Origin of the sequence: Streptomyces hokutonensis, assembly GCF_000376565.1 — a bacterium.
Classification (GTDB): Bacteria; Actinomycetota; Actinomycetes; order Streptomycetales; family Streptomycetaceae; genus Streptomyces; species Streptomyces hokutonensis.
In genome coordinates, this window is sequence record NZ_BARG01000038.1 from 81967 (window position 1) to 98876 (window position 16910).

Consider the following 16910-nt stretch of genomic DNA (forward strand, 5'->3'; position numbering starts at 1 on the left):
CACCACGGCAGGAAGGAAGGACCGTGAAGGTACGAGTCGACCCGGAGCGCTGTCAGGGCCACACGCTCTGCGCGATGCGCGCACCGGACACCTTCGAACTCAGCGAGATCGACGGGCACTCCTCGGTCGTAGCGGAAGAAGTCCCCGCCGATCAGGAGGCGGACGTCCGCGAGGCGGTCCTGTCCTGTCCGGAGCGGGCGATCTCCCTCATCTCCTGACCCCCCACCTCAACCACCGAGCAGGAGAGGACTCCGCATGACCACGGAAGAAGCGGCCGTCGACGACGACGGTGGCCGCAAGCACCACCTGGTGCACTTCGACCGGCACACCCCCGACTACCGCGACCGGTTCGAGGACATCACCCACGAACTGCACGGGCAGTGCCCGATCGCCTGGACGGAGGCCCACGGCGGCCACTGGGTCGCCAGCGGCAACCGTGAGGTGTTCGAACTCGCGCGGTCCGCCGAGTTCCTCTCCAACGACCATGACGTGAAAGGGGAGCGGCGCGGCTACAAGGGCATCTCCATCCCCCCGCCGCCCCGCGCCCGCGAGGCCCAGGGCGGTTTCCTGGAGATGGACCCGCCGGACCAGCGGCACTACCGGCAGACCCTCAACCCGTATCTGTCGCCGGCCGCGATCCAGCGCTGGGTCCCGTTCGTCGACGAGGTCGTCCGCGCAAGCATCGACGAGAAGATCGAGTCCGGGTACATCGACTTCGTCGACGACCTCGCCAACATCGTCCCCGCCGTGCTCACCCTGGCGATGATGGGCATCCCGCTGGAGCACTGGACGATCTACAACGAACCGGCCCACGCCTCCGTCTACACACCGCCCAACTCGCCCGACATACAACGGGTGCTGGACCTCAGCCGCAAGATGGGCATGGATCTCATGGCCCAGCTCGCGGAGATCCGGAAGAACCCCCGTCCGGGCCTGGTGGACGCGCTGGTGCGCGCCGACATCAACGGCCGCAACCCGGACGACGGCGAACTCCTCGGCGTCTGCGCCCTGTTGATCGGCGGCGGATTCGACACCACGACCGCGCTCACCGCCCACTCACTCGAATGGCTCTCCCAACACCCGGAGGAGCGAACCCGGTTGAGCCGTGAGCGCAAGACCCTGCTGGACTCCGCCACCGAGGAGTTCCTGCGCTTCTACACCCCGGCACCCGGAGACGGCCGCACCATCACGGCCGACTGCGAGATCGCCGGCACCCAGTTCAAGGAGGGCGAACGCCTCTGGCTCTCCTGGGCGATGGCCAACCGCGACCCGTCGGTCTTCCCCGACCCGGACCGCATCGACATGGAACGCAAGGGCAACCGCCACAGCAGCTTCGGCCTCGGCATCCACCGCTGCATCGGTTCCAACGTGGCCCGTACCGTGTTCAAGCGGATGGTGACGGCCGTACTCGACCGGATGCCCGACTACGAGTGCGACCCCGAGGGCGCCGTGCACTACGAGACCATCGGCGTCATCCAGGGCATGCGCCACCTCCCGGCCACCTTCACCCCGGGCAAGCGGCTCGGCGCCGGACTCGACGAGACCCTCGCCGAACTCCAGAAGCTCTGCGACGAACAGCGGCTCGCCGAACCCGTCACCGTCCGCAAGTCCACGGCACGGATCGACACATGACGGACAGTCAGCGCCCCGGTCCGGTGGTCACGGAGGAGAACGAGTTCTTCTGGACCTCCGGCGCGGACGGCCGGCTGCGGCTGACGGAGTGCGGGTCCTGCCAGGCCCTCATCCACCCGCCGCAGCCGGTGTGCCGCTACTGCCACGGCCACGACATGGGCGTCCGGGCCGTCTCCGGCCGCGCGACGCTGATCGGCTTCACCGTCAACCACCGCTTCGCCCTGCCCGGCCTGCCCGCGCCCTACGTCGTGGCCCAGGTCGCCCTGGAGGAGGACCCCCGCGTCCGGCTCACCACCAACGCCGTCGAATGCGCCCCGGACGAGCTGGAGTTGGGCATGCGGATGGAGGTCGTCTTCGAGCAGGTCGAGGACGCCTGGCTGCCCCTGTTCCGCCCGGCGCCCGAACGCCCGGCCCCCGACCCGTTGCCGCTCGCCGAGGTGGACACCCGCCAACTCGCCCGCCGCGTACGGCCGATGGCGTCGACGGACAAGTTCGAGGACAAGGTCGCCATCACCGGCATCGGCATGTCGGGGATCGGCCGCCGCCTCCTGGTCCCACCAGTCTCCCTGACCGTCCAGGCCTGCCAACAGGCCATCGCCGACGCCGGGTTGACCGTCGACGACATCGACGGCCTGGCCACCTACCCGGGCGCCGGCACCGCTTACGGCGGCTTCGGCGAAGGCGGGGTCACCGCCCTGGAATCCGCCCTCGGCCTCGAACCCACCTGGTACAACGGCGGCAGCGAGACCTTCGGCCCCTGCGGCTCCCTCATCTCCGCCATGCTCGCCGTCGCGGGGGGACTCGCCCGGCACGTCCTGTGCTTCCGCACGGTCTGGGAGGCGTCGTACGGCGATCTCGTGCGCCGCGGCCGGATCGCGCAGGACCCGCCGCGGAAACTGGACGGCTGGATGAAGCCGTTCGGCGCGACCTCGGCCGCGCACACCCTCGCCCAGAACGCCCAACGCCACTTCCACCGCTACGGCACCACCCGCGAGACCCTCGGCTGGATCGCCCTCAACCAGCGGGCCAACGCGGCACTCAACCCCACGGCGGTCTACCGCGACCCGCTGACCATGGACGACTATCTCAACGCCCGGCCGATCACCACCCCGTTCGGCCTCTACGACTGCGACGTCCCCTGCGACGGAGCGGTCGCCGTGATCGTGTCGGCCGTGGACGCGGCCCGGGACCTGGCCCAACCACCCGTTCTGGTGGAGGCGGTCGGCACCCAGATCCTCGAACGCCTCGAATGGGACCAGAGCACGCTCACCCACGAACCCCAAGTGCTGGGCCAGTCCGCCCACTTGTGGTCCCGCACCTCGCTGCGCCCCGAGGACGTCGACGTGGCCGAGCTGTACGACGGCTTCACCTTCAACTGCCTCTCCTGGCTGGAGGGGTTGGGGTTCTGCGGCATCGGCGAGTCCAAGGACTTCCTGGACGGAGGCAAGAACATCGCGCGGGACGGCGTACTGCCGCTGAACACCCACGGCGGACAGCTCTCCCACGGCCGCACCCACGGCATGGGACTGGTCCACGAGGCCATCACCCAGCTGCGCGGCGCGGCCGGGCCGAGGCAGGTCGCAGGCGCCCGGGTGGCGGTGGCGAGCAGCGGCGGACTCACCCCGAGCGGCGTGATCCTCTTCCGGGCGGACGGATGAACCCACGTACCACGGAGGTCGTTTCGCGCGTCGTCGACGTCGACGGCATCCCCATGTCGGCGCTGCTGTGCGAGGTTCGCGAACCGCGCGCGGTCCTCGTCGCGCTGCACGGGGGAGCGGTGACCTCCCGTTATTTCGACTACCCGGACCAGCCCAGGCTGTCCCTCCTGCGCACGGCAGCGGCACTCGGCTACACCACCGTCGCCATCGACCGCCCCGGATACGGGAGTTCGGCTCCGTACGGCGAGAGCATGGCTTCCCCGGCGCGACGCGTCGACCTCGCCTACGGAGTGGTGGACCGGCTGCTCGCCTCGCGTCCGCGCGGAGCGGGCCTCTTCCTGTGGGCGCACTCGATCGGCTGCGCCCTGGGCGTGCGCATGGCCGGTGACGAACGGCGCAGCGACCTTCTCGGCCTGGAGATCGCCGGCACCGGACGCCACCACGCGCCCGCCGCCGTCGAGATCCTCGACTTCAAGCAGCGCGACCCGGCCGTGCCGAGACGGTCAGGACCCGGACTGCGCGACCTGCTGTGGGAGCCGTCGCGCCTGTATCCGGCCGAGGTCGTCGGCGCCGCCCGCATCCAGTCGCCCGGCCCGCCGTACGAAGGCACCGTGGCCCGCCGCTGGCCCCTGGAGTTCGCCGAAGTCGCGGCCCACGTGAGGATTCCCGTGCACTACACGCTCGGCGACCACGAACGCGTGTGGAGTTCCGGGCCCGCGGCCATGGCCGACATCGCGAGCCTGTTCACCGCCTCCCCGCGGGTCGTCACCGACGAACAGGCCGACAGCGGCCACAACTTGAGCATCGGGCGCACCGCGACCGGATACCACCTGAAGATCCTCTCGTTCGTCGAGGAGTGCGTTCTCGCCCGGGAGAACGACGGGATCGACCGTCTCCCGAGGAGGGCCGGATGAGCGACGCCGACAACGCCGTACTGCTGCTCGTACGAGTGGTCGTAGGACTGATCATGATCATGCACGGGCTGAATCACTGGCGCGGTGGCGGCAGGATCGAGGGCACCGCCCGCTGGTTCACCGGACTCGGCCTGAGACAGGGCGTGCTGCAGGCCTGGATGAGCGTGCTCACCGAGGTCGGCGCGGGCATCCTGCTGATCCTCGGCCTGCTCACACCGCTGGCCTGCGCCGCGGTGATCTCCGTGATGCTGGTCGCGGGACTGCTCGCCCACCGGCCCAACGGGTTCTTCGTCTTCAAGGACGGCTACGAGTACGTCCTCACGCTCGCCGTCGTCGCCCTGGCGCTCGCGGTGCTGGGCCCCGGCCGTTGGTCCCTCGACCAAGCGGCCGGCCTCGACCCGACCGGCTGGACCGGCGGCGCGATCGCGCTCGGCGCGGCCGTGGTGGCGACCGGGGGACTGCTGGGCACCTTCTGGCGACCGGAGCCCGCCGTGGAAGCGGTGGCGGCCGACAACACCCCCGAGCAGGTCGACCAGGAGGCCCGCTGATGCGCGTCGGATTCATCGGGCTGGGCAGTCAGGGTGCCCCCATGGCGCGCCGGATCGTCGAGGCGGGCTTCGACACCGCGCTCTGGGCGCGCCGCCCGGCCACCCTCGCCGCGTTCGCGGACACGGCCGTCCGGCGGGCCGCGTCCCCCGTCGAACTCGCCGCGGCCAGCGACCTGGTGTGCGTCTGTGTCGTCGACGACGCCGACGTCGAGCAGGTCGTCACGGGTGAGCAGGGCGTACTGACCGGCCTGCGCAGGGGCGGAGTCATCGCCGTGCACAGCACGGTCCACCCCGACACCTGCCGAAGGCTGGCCGAACGGGCCCAGGTGCACGGCGTGTCCGTCGTCGACGCACCGGTCAGCGGCGGCGGACGAGCCGCCGCCGAGGGTCGGCTGCTGGTGATGACGGGCGGCGAGACCGGCACCGTCGCCTACTGCCGCAAGGTGTTCGAGACCTTCGGCGACCCCGTGCTCCACATGGGCCCGCTCGGCTCGGGACAGATCGCCAAACTGCTCAACAACCTATTGTTCACAGCCAACTTGGCGACCGCGGCCGATACGCTGGCGCTGGCACCGGAGTTCGGCATCGACCGCGGCGCTCTCGCCGAAGCCGTGCTCCACGGCAGCGGAGCGAGCTTCGCCCTCGACCGCGTGAAGTCCGCGGGCGGCACCCTCGACCCCCTCGCGGAGCGCGCGGGACCGCTGCTCCGCAAGGACGTGAGACTCCTGGCCGACCTCGCCGAGTCGGCGGACGCCACGGCGGGCACCGCACTCGCGGCGGCCGACGCGGCCCTCGACCGCATGGGCCAAGGCCGCCGGACAGCACCTCAACTCCCGCTCCACGAAAACGGAAACAACCTTCTCGCCAGTGGAGAACATTGATATCGTCGCTCGTCGTCAGACTGGTGACGGAAGGGAACCGTGCACACCGTGAAGGACTTCGAGGCGATCGACTTCTTCCAGGACGACGAGGTCGTCGCGGACCCCTATCCCTATTTGGCGGCCCTGCGCGGGAAGTGCCCCGTGCTGCGCGAGAGCCACCACGACGTGACGATGGTGACGGGCTACGACGAGGCGATCCAGGTCCTCAACGACACCGACACGTACTCGTCCTGCCTCTCGGTGACCGGCCCCTTCCCCGGGTTCCCGGTCCCGCTGGACGGCGAGGTCGACGTCAGCGCGCTGATCGAGCAGTACCGCGACCAGCTCCCGATGAGCGACCAGTTGCCGACACTCGACCCGCCCATGCACACGGACCACCGGGGTCTGCTGATGCGGATGATCACCCCGCGCCGCCTCAAGGAGAACGAGGCGTCGATGTGGCACCTCGCCGACGCCCAGCTGGACGCGTATCTCGCCGCCGGCGAGGGCGACTTCATCAGCGGGTTCGCCGGCCCCTTCACGCTGCGGGTCATCGCCGACCTGCTCGGAGTGCCCGACGAGGACCGCAACACGTTCGTGGAGGGCCTCGAACACCAGCCGCGGGGCGGCGTCGGAAGCACGGACGGCGAGCTGGCGTACTCGCCGCTGGAGTACCTGTACGCGCAGTTCTCGGCCTATGTCGAGGAGCGCCGCCGCGAGCCGCGCGAGGACGTGATCACGGGACTCGCCCTCGCGAAGTTCTCCGACGGCTCGACCCCGGACGTCGCCGACGTGGCCCGCGTCGCTACCAACCTCTTCGCGGCCGGCCAGGAGACCACCGTCCGGCTGCTGAGCAACGCCCTGAAGCTGATCGCCGAAGACCCCGATCTGCAGCGGCTGTTGCGCACCGAGCGCGACCTCATCCCGAACTTCATCGAGGAGACGCTGCGCACGGAGAGCCCGATCAAGGGCGACTTCCGGCTGTCGCGCGTGGCGTCCACGGTGGGCGGCGTCGACATCCCGGCCGGCACCACCCTCATGGTCCTCAACGGCGCCGCCAACCGCGACCCGCGCCACTTCGAGGACCCCGAGACCTTCGACCCGGCCCGCGCCAACGCCCGCCACCACCTCGCCTTCGGCCGCGGCCCGCACACCTGTCCCGGCGCCCCGCTGGCCCGCGCCGAGGCCCGGGTGGGCGTCGAGCGCATCCTCGACCGTACGACCGACATCAGGATCTCGGAGAGCGTGCACGGCCCCGCCGAGGCACGGAACTACCGGTACCTGCCGACGTACATCCTGCGCGGACTCACCCATCTGAACCTGGAGTTCACGCTCGCCGAGGAGCCCGCCCGATGAAAGCCGTCATCGACACGGACCGCTGCCGGGGCCACGGCATCTGCTGGTCGATCTGCCCCGAGGTCTTCGACCTCACCGACGACGGCTACGCCGAGGTACTGACCCCCGAGGTCCCCACCGCGTACGAGGCCCAGGTCCGGGAGGCGGCGGGCAGCTGCCCCGAGCGCGCCATCACGGTGAACTAGCCGGGCCGCTCGATGAGTTGAGGAGAACGCATGCCCAAGGGGTACGTCATCCTGACCGAGTCCATCAAGGACCCGGCCGGGATGGACGCCTACAGCCGGGCCGCCGGACCGTCGATGGCCGAGGGCGGCGCGTCCGTCCTGGCGGTCGACGGACAACCGCAGCTCCTCGAGGGCGAGTGGCACGGTGACCGTACCGTCGTCCTCGAATTCGATTCGGTCGAAGCGGCACGCGCCTGGTACGAGTCGGAGACGTACGGGCGCGCGAAGCCGCTGCGGCAGGCCGCGGCCGACACCAACGCCGTGATCGTGTCCGGCTTCGAGATGCCGCCCCGGGGCCGGTGACGAGCAACGGTTCGGCTATGGCCGGAAGGGTCGCCCTATCGCCACGGCAACCGTAGTGTCACATCGGTGTTGCCGCGGTGAGAGGGGTCCCCAATGACGACGGCCCGATACGAGGAGATCCTTGTCGCCGCGCTGGCGGTCTTCGCCGAGCGCGGCTACAGGAAGGCGTCCATCGACGCCGTGGCGGAGCGCGCCGGTCTGACCAGACAGGGCGTCCTGCACTACTTCCCCAGCAAGAAACGGCTGCTCCTCGCCCTCGTCGCGCTCCGTGAGGACCTCGCCCGCCAACACCTGGCCGCCCTCGACACGGACCCCGGCGAGGACCTGCCCGGGCTGCTCGCCGAGGTCATCACCCACGACCACAAGAACCCCGGTCTCGCCCAGATACACAGCGTTCTCGTCGCCGAGGGCGTCACCGGCAGCGACGAGGCACAGCGGTTCTGCCACGACTACTACCGCGCGATCCAGGAGCACACCGTCGAGTACCTCACCGCGCTCTACGGCGACCGCGTACCCAGCGGCCTGACCCCGCGAGCAGCCGCCACCGCCGTGGTGGCGATGCTCGACGGGGTCCAGCAGCAGTGGATGCTCGACGAGGAGCAGACCGACTACCCCGAGATCATCCGCGAGGTGATGGGTGTGCTGCTCGGGCCCACGCCTGTATGAAATCGGCCATCGCCGTCACGCTCTCGGGATGCAGACTCACCGCGTCCGGCCGTACCCGCAGATCCACCGTGACACCGGAGCGGGCCGCGCGGGCCGCGAACGACAGCGAGTCGTCCAGCAGCGGATCGGTCCCCGCCACCAGCAGCTGAATCGGCGGCAGCCCGTGCAGATTGGCGTGCAACGGACTCAACAGCGGGTTCGTCCGGTCGGCGCCGGCCGCGAACCGGGCCGCGTGTAGCCGGAGTTCGTCGATGTCGAAGCCCGGATCGGCCGCCGCGTTGAACAGCAGACTCGGCGCGTCCAGCGTCAGATCGAGCAGCGCCGAACTCAGCACCGCGCAGTCCGGCTCCTGCGCCCCCATGTCCCGCAGCCGCACCAGCAGCGAGGCCGCGAGCCCGGCCCCGAGCCGCTCACCGGCCAGCGCCACCGGACCACGGGCCTGGCACGAGCTGTACACGGCGTGCACGTCGTCCAGCGCCCCCGGGAACGACGAACGGTAGCGCGGGCACACCACGACTGCCCCCGTGCGCAGGGCGAGCCGCTCGGCCAGATCGACCGCCGACTCCGGCGAACCCGACAACTGCCGGTCCCCGTGCAGATACAGGATGACCAGATCGCTCGCGTCCGGCGGCCGGACGATCGGCCCGACCGGGCTCGACTCGACCCGCACCCGCCCGTCGCCGGCCCCCGCCCGAGCCGGACGCGCTCGTACGTCGGCCAGGTCGGCACTCGCTCCGGTCGCCCCAACTCGTGCGTCACCCACGGGACATCACCCTCTCCGCTGCCTGCCAGTGCTCGTCGGACACCCAGAGGCGGGCGAAGGCGCGGGCCGCCTCCTCCTCCGGGACGGCTCCGCTCATCACGCGCTTGATCTCCCGCGCGGGGTTGGTCGCCAGCGATCTGGCCAGAGTGCGCCAGCCTTCGGTGAACTCGGCACGGGGCAGCACCAGATCGAGCAGCCCGACACGCTGCGCCTCGTCCGCGCCGAGTACGGTCCCGGCCCCGGCGAGCATCAACGCCCGCCCCCTGCCCACGAGGTGGGCAAGGCGCTCGGCGCCGCCCCACGCCGGCATGATGGCCAGCGCCACCTGGTTGAAGCCGATCCTGATGTCGTCGGCGGCGACCCGGATGTCGGCGGCCACCGCGACCTCGGCACCGCCGCCGAACGCGTGCCCGTTCAACGCGGCGATCACCGGTCCCGGGAAGTTCGCGATGCGATCGCAGATCCCGCGCATCCGCAGGGCCATGGCCATCGCGTCCTCCTCGGTCCGGACCGCACTGAGCTGCTTCAGGTCCCCGCCGGAGACGAACGCCTTGTCGCCCGCGCCCGTGACGACCAGGGCCTTGGCACCCGCGGCCGCGTCGAGGACCTTGTCGAGTTCGTCCATCGTGGTCGGGGCGATGGCGTTGCGGGCCTGCGGGCGGTCGATGGTGATGACCGCCAGGCCCTCGTCGAGTTCGAGATCTACGTCCATGGGCCTCAGTCCTCGTATACGACAGTGACGTGCGGCGCGGTCGGCTCGCCCTGGCAGGTCAGGACCCAGCCCTCGGCGATCTCGTCCTCGTCGAGCGCGTTGTTGACGCGCATCTTGGCCTCGCCTTCGGTGACTTGGGCGATACAGGTGGCGCAGTTGCCCGCCTCGCAGGAGAACGGCGGGGCCAGACCCGCCCGACGCGCGCTCTCCAGGAACGTCTCGCCGGAACGCTGCGCGAGCGTGTGCCGCTTGCCGGAGAGCACGAGGGTGAGAGTCCCCTCCTGCTCAGGGGTGTCCTCGGGTGGTGGATCGGCGGCCTGCGCGAACCGCTCGACGAAGATCCGCTCCGGGGCGACTCCATGGGCGAGCAGTGCGTTCTCCACCAGCTCCATGAAGGGCGCGGGCCCGCAGAGGTAGAAGTCCGCGTCCGTGTCGCCGCCGGCGAACTCCCGTACCTGGTCCGCCGTGACGAAGCCCTCCCAGTCGTCGAGGTGGTGCCGGATCTCGAACCGTCCGGGGTACCGCCGCTCCAACTCGCCCAGTGCGGAGGCGAAGATGACGGCACCCGCGTCCCGGTTGGCCGACAGCACCCGCACCGGGCGCCCGGTGCCGGCCAGCGCGGACTTGGCGAGCGAGAGCACCGGAGTGATCCCGCTGCCCCCGCAGAACGCCACCACCGGAGCGGCGAACTCGTGGGCGGAGCCCGCCTGTTCGCCCTCCCGCAGACAGAACACCCCTGCGGGCAGCGTGGTTTCGAGGACGTCTCCGGGGTTCAGATGGTCGTGCATCCAGTTGGACACCAGACCGCCCGGCACCCGCTTCACCGTCGTCATCAACTCGGCGTCCGTCTCCGGCGAACTGGACATCGAGTAACTGCGCAGCGTGCCACAGGCCTTGATCGTGACGAACTGGCCCGCCCGGTACGGGAAGGGCGCGTCGAGTACGTACGTCCGGGTGTCGGGCGTCTCCTGGATGATCCGGGTGATCCGGACCGGGTGGAACCCGTGGTCTCGTCCCATGTATGGAATTTACCTTCTCGCTCTGAGAGAGTGCAATTCTCAATGACGAGAGGAAGTTCCTGTCGTGCGAACTGTCCCCGCTGAACTGGTCAGGCGCTACGAGGCGGAGGGGTGGTGGACCGGGGAGACGATCGGTGACCTGCTGGCGCGGGGACTGGAGGCCGCCCCGGGCGCCGCGTTCCGCGTGCACTCGGCGGTACGGCCCTGGGAAGGCACCTTCGCCGAGGTCGAACTGACGGCCCGCCGACTGGCCGCAGGGCTGCGCGAGCGGGGCGTCGCCCCCGGCGACGTGGTGGCACTCCAACTGCCCAACTGGATGGAGGCCGCCGCCGTCTTCTGGGCCTCCGCGTTCCTCGGCGCCGTCGTGGTACCGATCGTCCACTTCTACGGACGCAAGGAAGTCGGCTACATCCTGGACACGGTCGAACCCAAGGTCTTCGTCACCGCCGACCGGTTCGGCCATCTCTCCTACGACCCCGACCTGAGCGCGAAGATCCCCGTGGTCGGCGTCGTCGGGCGGGACTTCGACGACCTGCTCGCCGACGAACCGCTACCCGGCGTCGTACCGACGGATCCGTCCGGCCCCGCGCTGATCGCCTTCACCTCAGGAACGACCCGTGACCCCAAGGGAGTTGTGCACAGCCACCACACCCTGGGCTTCGAGACCCGCCAACTGGCCGGCCGCTACCCGCCCGACCGCGGCGACCAGCTCACCTCCGCACCCGTCGGCCACTTCATCGGCATGGTCAACGCCTTCCTGATCCCCGTCCTCGACGGCAGTCCGGTCAACCTCGCCGACACCTGGGACCCGGGCCAGGCACTGGAGTTGATGGCCCGCGACGGACTCACCGTCGGAGGCGGCGCCGCCTACTACATGACGAGCCTCCTCGACCACCCCGACTTCACCCCCGCCCACCTGGCAGGCATGAAGTACGCGGGCCTCGGCGGCGCGGCCGTCCCCAATGCGGTGACCAGAAGGCTCGCGGACCTCGGCATCACGGTCTTCCGCGCCTACGGAAGCACCGAACACCCCTCGATCACCGCCTCCAGCCACACCGCGCCCGAGGACAAGCGGCTCTACACCGACGGGGACGCGCTGGCAGGCGTGGAGATCCGGCTCGCCGAGGACGGCGAGATCCTCAGCCGCGGCCCCGACCTGTGTCTCGGCTACACCGACGACGCCCTCACCGAGCGCGCCTTCGACGCGGACGGCTGGTACCGCACCGGCGACATCGGCGTGCTCGACGGGGACGGCTACCTCACGATCACCGACCGCAAGGCGGACATCATCATCCGCGGCGGCGAGAACATAGGCGCGCTGGAGGTGGAGGAGGTCCTCCTCGCCCTGCCGGCCGTCGCCGAGGCCGCGGTCGTGGCCGCCCCGGACGCCCGCCTCGGCGAGCACGCGGCAGCCGTCGTACGACTGCGGCCCGGCCGGCCCGAACCCACCCTCGACGATCTCCGTGCCCACTTCGCCGCGACAGGCCTGGCCCGCCAGAAGTGGCCGGAGGAACTGCACGTCGTCGACGACTTCCCGCGCACCGCCAGCGGCAAGGTCCAGAAGTTCGTTCTCCGCAAGGATATTGCCGCCCATCAAGAGTGAGAATAGGATTCTCGCAATCTGCGAAGGAGGATCTCATGCCATCGCGTGTGCCGCCGTATCCGCTGTTCGACGCGGACAACCACCTGTACGAGACCGAGGACGCGCTCACCCGGTACCTGCCCAAGCAGTACGCGAGCGCCATCCAGTACGTGCAGGTGAAGGGGCGTACGAAGATCGCCATCCGCGGTCAGATCAGCGACTACATCCCCAACCCCACGTTCGAGGTCGTCGCCCGGCCCGGCGCCTGGGAGGACTACTTCCGCGAGGGCAACCCGGAGGGCAAGTCCCACCGGGAGCTGTTCGGCGAGCCGATGCGGTCGATCCCCGCGTTCCGCGAACCCGCGCCGCGCCTGGCGCTCATGGACGACCTGGGCATCCAGCAGACCCTGATGTTCCCGACCCTCGCCAGCCTCGTCGAGGAACGGATGCGGGACGACCCCGAGCTGATCCATGTCGTCGTGCACGCCCTCAACCAATGGCTGCACGAGACCTGGCAGTTCAACTACAAGAACCGCATCTTCACCACCCCGGTGATCAGCCTGCCGATCCTGGACAAGGCGATCGCCGAACTGGAGTGGTGCCTGGAGCGCGGAGCGCGGGCGATTCTCGTCCGGCCGGCCCCTGTCCCCGGCTACGGCGGCTCGCGCTCCTTCGCGCTGCCGGAGTTCGACCCGTTCTGGAAGCGCGTCGAGGAGGCGGGTGTGCTGGTCGCCATGCACTCCTCCGACAGCGGCTACTCGCGCTACTCCAGCGACTGGGAGGGCAAGAGCCAGGAGATGACGCCGTTCCAGGCGCAGGTCTTCCGGATGATGTCCGAGTGGCGCCCGGTCACCGACGCGGTCGCGTCCTGGGTCTGCCACGGAGCCCTGTTCCGCTTCCCGGAACTCAAGGTCTCGGTCATCGAGAACGGCTCCTCCTGGCTGCTCCCGCTGCTCGACCAACTCGCCAGCACCTACAAGAAGCAGCCCAAGGGCTTCCTCGGCGACCCGGTCGAAGAGGTCAGGAACCGCATCCACATCAGCCCGTTCTGGGAGGAGGACATGGCCGCCCTCTCCGAGGTCGTCGGCGTCGAGCGCGTCCTGTTCGGGTCCGACTACCCGCACCCCGAGGGGCTGGCCGACCCGGTCTCCTACATCGACGCGATCCAGGGCATGAAGCAGGCCGACCAGGCCAAGATCATGGGCGGCAATCTCGCCCGCCTGATCGGCGTATGACCTGGGAGAGCATCCCGCAGATGGTGCTGAGCGCGGCCGACCGCTTCGGTGACGCCGAAGCCGTGGTGGACGGCCCGCTCCGCCTCACGTTCACCGAGCTGGTCGAGCGGGTGCGCGTGGCTGCGGGGGCGTTCGCCTCGGCCGGGGTGGAGCAGGGCGACCGGGTCGCGATCTGGGCGCCCAACTCCGCCGAGTGGATCGTCGCCGCCTTCGGTCTGATGACCGCGGGCGGTGTGGTCGTGCCCGTCAACACCCGCTTCAAGGCGGACGAGGCGCACGACATCATCGTGCGCAGCGGTGCGAAGGCCGTTCTCGTCCAGGAGGGCTTCCTCGGCCTGGACTTCAAGACACCGCCCGGTGTGCCGGTCATCGACCTCAAGTCCGGCTTCCTGGCGAGCGGTTCACCCTTCGAGCGGAAGGTGACCGGCGACCAGGTCAGCGACATCGTCTTCACCTCGGGCACCACCGGCCGGCCCAAGGGCGTCCTGATGACCCACACCCAGACGCTCCGCCTGTACGCGGAGTGGTGCGACCTGGCCGGAGTCAGGGAGGGCGACCGCTATCTGATCGTCAACCCGTTCTTCCACATCTTCGGCTTCAAGGCGGGCATGGTCGCCTCGCTGATCCGCGGCATGACCATCCTCCCCGTGCCCGTCTTCGACGTGGACCACGTCCTCGACCTGGTCGAGCGTGAGCGGGTGACGGTCCTGCCCGGCCCGCCCACGCTCTACCACTCCCTGCTCACCGACCGTGGCTCAAGAGACCTGTCCTCACTGCGAGTTGCGGTGACCGGAGCCGCCGACATCCCCGTCGAACTGATCCGCCGGGTGATGACCGAACTGCCCTTCACCTCGATCATGACGGGCTACGGCCTGACCGAGGCGGGCACCGCCACCGCCACCCGCCCCGGCGACTCCTTCGAGGACATCGCCACCACCGTCGGCACCCCCTGCGACGGCGTCGAGGTCCACATCGCCGACGACGGCGAGGTGCTGGTCCGCGGCTACAGCGTGATGCGCGGCTACTTCAACGACCCCGACGCCACCGCCGAAGCCATCGACCAGGACGGCTGGTTGCACACCGGGGACCTCGGCACGCTCGACGACCGCGGCTATCTGAGGATCGTCGGCCGCAAGAAGGACATGTTCATCGTCGGCGGCTTCAACGCCTACCCGGCCGAGATCGAGGGCTTCCTGATGGAACACCCGGCGGTCGCCCAGGCCGCCGTGATCGGCGTCCCCGACGAACGCATGGGACAGGTCGGCAAGGCTTTCGTCGTCCTCCGGCAGCCGCTGACCGCCGACGAGTTGATCGAGTGGAGCCGGCGCCGGATGGCCGGGTTCAAGGTGCCCCGGACCGTGGAGTTCCTGACGGAACTGCCGCTGAACGCCACCGGAAAGGTGATGAAGGACCTCCTGCGATGACGCCTCCCACACCGCCCCAGGGCGAAGAACCCGTCCGGACCGCGTCCGGCCTGCCCCTCAAACCGGTCTACGGCCCGGACGACGTGAAGGCAAATCCGCCCGCGCCGGGCAACTTCCCCTTCACGCGCGGCAATTACGCCACCGGCTACCGCGGACGGCTGTGGACCCTGCGCCAGTACTCCGGCTTCGGCACCGCCGAATCGTCCAACCGCCGCTATCACTACCTGCTCCAACAGGGCGGCACCGGACTCTCGGTGGCGCTCGACCTGCCCACCCAGTGCGGCTACGACTCCGACGACCCCGAAGTCGGCGAGGAGGTGGGCCGGGTCGGCGTCGCCGTCGACACGCTCGCCGACGCCGAAGTCCTCTTCGAGGGCATCCCGTTGGACCGGATCAGCACCAGCTTCACCATCAACGGCACCGCCGCGATCCTGCTCGCCTTCTACGTAGCCGCCGCCGAACGGGCGGGCGTGCCCCGCGCCAAACTCACCGGGACGATCCAGAACGACATCCTCAAGGAGTACGCCTCCAGGGGCACTTGGATCTGGCCCGCCGAACCGTCCCTTCGGCTCATCGCCGACACCATCGAGTTCTGCGCCGCCGAAGTACCGCGCTTCAACGCCATCTCGGTCGCCGGCTCGCACTTTCGCGACGCCGGCGCCAACGCCGTACAGGAGATGGCGTTCACCCTCGCCGACGGGGTCACCTACTGCGACACGGTGCTCGCCCGGGGCCGTATGACGATCGATCAGTTCGCCCCGCAGGTCTCCTTTTTCTTCTACACGCACGGCGACTTCTTCGAGGAGATCGCCAAGTACCGTGCCGGACGCAGGCGTTGGGCCACCATCGTGCGCGAACGGTACGGCGCGGACAGCGACAAGGCGGCCATGTTCCGCTTCGGCTGCGTCGCCGGAGGCGCCTCCCTCTACGCACCCCAGGCGCAGAACAACACCGTCCGCGTGGCCTACGAGGCGCTCGCCTCGGTCCTCGGCGGCGTCCAGTCGATGTTCACGGCCGCCTGGGACGAGCCCTTCGCCCTGCCCAGCGAGGAGTCGGCGACGCTCGCGCTGCGCACGCAGCAGATTCTCGCCCATGAGACGGGCGTTGCCAGGGTCGCGGACCCGCTCGGCGGCTCGTACTTCGTCGAGGCACTCACCGACGCCACCGAGGCCTGCATCGTCGAGATCATGGACGACCTGGAGCGCTACGGCGGCATGGTCCGGGCCATCGAGGACGGCTATCTCCAGACCCTCATCGCCGACGAGGCCTACCAGTTGCACCGCGAGGTAGAGGCGGGCACCCGGCCCGTCGTCGGCGTCAACCGCTTCGTCTCCGACGAGCCGCCGCCCGACCTCGCGACCTACGAACTCGACGCGGAGGGCCGCGACCGGCAGCTGAAACGCCTCGCCGACGTCAAGGCCACCCGCGACGCAGCTCTCGTACGGCAACGCCTCGCCGAACTGGCCCGTGCCGCGGAAGGTACCGACAACCTCATGCCCATCCTGATCGACTGCGCCAACGCCTACTGCACGGTCGGCGAGATGGTGGCCGCGCTCAAGGCGGTCTGGGGCGAGTTCCAGCAGCCGGTGGTGTTCTGATGAACTCCCGTGTACTGGTGGCCAAACCGGGGCTCGACGGACACGACCGCGGAGCCAAGATCGTCGCGCGGACCCTGCGCGACGCGGGCTTCGAGGTGATCTTCACCGGGATCCGGCAGCGCGTCGACGACATCGTGGCCGTCGCCGTCCAGGAGGACGTCGCCGTCGTCGGACTCAGCATTCTCTCCGGCGCACATCTTGCTCTCACCACCCGCGTGATCGAGGCCCTGCGCGCCACGGGCGCCGAGGACATCGCCGTCGTGGTCGGCGGCACCATCCCACCGGCCGACGTACCGAAACTGCTCACGGCCGGAGCCGCCGCGGTCTTCCCCACGGGCACACCGCTCGACACCCTCGTCACCGAGATGCGCGCCCTGACATCCGTCACCTCGCCATGACCCGGCGGCAACCCGAAA

The 16910-nt window shown here is 69.9% G+C and carries 18 protein-coding genes; 15 read left to right on the forward strand and 3 right to left on the reverse strand.

The genetic code is table 11. The features are described from left to right. Positions 1-23: 23 nt before the first annotated feature. The 10 genes from SSP08S_RS22930 (at position 24) to SSP08S_RS22975 (ending at position 8161) form a co-directional block, all read left to right on the forward strand. A complete protein-coding gene (locus tag SSP08S_RS22930) occupies positions 24-218 on the forward strand; it encodes a ferredoxin (RefSeq protein ID WP_019069976.1) in 195 nt (64 codons plus the stop codon). A 37-nt stretch (positions 219-255) separates the two neighbouring features. Next, positions 256-1632 (forward strand): cytochrome P450, encoded by a 1377-nt coding sequence (locus SSP08S_RS22935; RefSeq protein ID WP_019069977.1) that lies wholly within the window; start codon positions 256-258, stop codon positions 1630-1632. After that, positions 1629-3290 carry a thiolase C-terminal domain-containing protein gene (locus SSP08S_RS22940; protein WP_019069978.1) on the forward strand — a complete coding sequence of 554 codons (1662 nt, stop codon included), beginning with the start codon at positions 1629-1631 and terminating at the stop codon, positions 3288-3290. The genes SSP08S_RS22935 and SSP08S_RS22940 overlap by 4 nt, the downstream gene beginning before the upstream one ends. Then, complete coding sequence (locus SSP08S_RS55695; RefSeq protein ID WP_019069979.1) at positions 3287-4204, forward strand: alpha/beta hydrolase; 918 nt, start codon at positions 3287-3289, stop codon at positions 4202-4204. Before SSP08S_RS22940 ends, SSP08S_RS55695 begins: the two co-directional genes overlap by 4 nt. Beyond that, positions 4201-4752, forward strand: coding sequence for a DoxX family protein (locus SSP08S_RS22950; protein ID WP_019069980.1), 552 nt, complete (start codon positions 4201-4203; stop codon positions 4750-4752). The genes SSP08S_RS55695 and SSP08S_RS22950 overlap by 4 nt, the downstream gene beginning before the upstream one ends. Next, positions 4752-5633, forward strand: coding sequence for an NAD(P)-dependent oxidoreductase (locus tag SSP08S_RS55700; RefSeq protein WP_019069981.1), 882 nt, complete (start codon positions 4752-4754; stop codon positions 5631-5633). The genes SSP08S_RS22950 and SSP08S_RS55700 overlap by 1 nt, the downstream gene beginning before the upstream one ends. 39 nt (positions 5634-5672) lie before the next feature. After that, positions 5673-6968: a cytochrome P450 gene (locus SSP08S_RS22960; protein WP_019069982.1), complete on the forward strand. Its 1296-nt coding sequence runs from the start codon at positions 5673-5675 to the stop codon at positions 6966-6968. Then, positions 6965-7153: a ferredoxin gene (locus SSP08S_RS22965; protein WP_019069983.1), complete on the forward strand. Its 189-nt coding sequence runs from the start codon at positions 6965-6967 to the stop codon at positions 7151-7153. The genes SSP08S_RS22960 and SSP08S_RS22965 overlap by 4 nt, the downstream gene beginning before the upstream one ends. A 30-nt stretch (positions 7154-7183) precedes the next feature. Beyond that, entirely contained in the window at positions 7184-7495 is a 312-nt protein-coding gene (locus tag SSP08S_RS22970; RefSeq protein ID WP_019069984.1) for a DUF1330 domain-containing protein, read from the forward strand. Positions 7496-7588: 93 nt separating this feature from the next. Further along, positions 7589-8161 (forward strand): TetR/AcrR family transcriptional regulator, encoded by a 573-nt coding sequence (locus SSP08S_RS22975; RefSeq protein ID WP_019069985.1) that lies wholly within the window; start codon positions 7589-7591, stop codon positions 8159-8161. Here SSP08S_RS22975 and SSP08S_RS22980 read toward each other — a convergent pair. The 3 genes from SSP08S_RS22980 to SSP08S_RS22990 are packed head-to-tail and all read right to left on the reverse strand — an operon-like array spanning position 8115 to position 10655. Then, positions 8115-8924 (reverse strand): alpha/beta hydrolase fold domain-containing protein, encoded by an 810-nt coding sequence (locus SSP08S_RS22980; RefSeq protein ID WP_245607938.1) that lies wholly within the window; start codon positions 8922-8924, stop codon positions 8115-8117. The two genes, SSP08S_RS22975 and SSP08S_RS22980, sit on opposite strands and share 47 nt — an antisense overlap. Next, a complete protein-coding gene (locus SSP08S_RS22985) occupies positions 8917-9636 on the reverse strand; it encodes an enoyl-CoA hydratase/isomerase family protein (protein WP_019069987.1) in 720 nt (239 codons plus the stop codon). Before SSP08S_RS22985 ends, SSP08S_RS22980 begins: the two co-directional genes overlap by 8 nt. Before the next feature lie 5 nt (positions 9637-9641). Then, positions 9642-10655, reverse strand: a complete 1014-nt coding sequence (locus SSP08S_RS22990; protein ID WP_019069988.1) for a ferredoxin--NADP reductase — start codon at positions 10653-10655, stop codon at positions 9642-9644. A 64-nt stretch (positions 10656-10719) separates the two neighbouring features. Here SSP08S_RS22990 and SSP08S_RS22995 point away from each other — a divergent pair, with 64 nt between their 5' ends. The 5 genes from SSP08S_RS22995 to SSP08S_RS23015 are packed head-to-tail and all read left to right on the forward strand — an operon-like array spanning position 10720 to position 16892. Further along, positions 10720-12258, forward strand: coding sequence for an AMP-binding protein (locus SSP08S_RS22995; protein WP_019069989.1), 1539 nt, complete (start codon positions 10720-10722; stop codon positions 12256-12258). A gap of 35 nt (positions 12259-12293) precedes the next feature. Beyond that, entirely contained in the window at positions 12294-13472 is a 1179-nt protein-coding gene (locus SSP08S_RS23000; protein WP_026178744.1) for an amidohydrolase family protein, read from the forward strand. After that, complete coding sequence (locus tag SSP08S_RS23005) at positions 13469-14896, forward strand: FadD3 family acyl-CoA ligase (protein ID WP_019069991.1); 1428 nt, start codon at positions 13469-13471, stop codon at positions 14894-14896. Before SSP08S_RS23000 ends, SSP08S_RS23005 begins: the two co-directional genes overlap by 4 nt. Further along, positions 14893-16494: a methylmalonyl-CoA mutase family protein gene (locus tag SSP08S_RS23010; RefSeq protein WP_019069992.1), complete on the forward strand. Its 1602-nt coding sequence runs from the start codon at positions 14893-14895 to the stop codon at positions 16492-16494. Before SSP08S_RS23005 ends, SSP08S_RS23010 begins: the two co-directional genes overlap by 4 nt. Then, positions 16494-16892, forward strand: coding sequence for a cobalamin B12-binding domain-containing protein (locus SSP08S_RS23015; protein WP_019069993.1), 399 nt, complete (start codon positions 16494-16496; stop codon positions 16890-16892). The genes SSP08S_RS23010 and SSP08S_RS23015 overlap by 1 nt, the downstream gene beginning before the upstream one ends. Positions 16893-16910 lie beyond the last annotated feature (18 nt).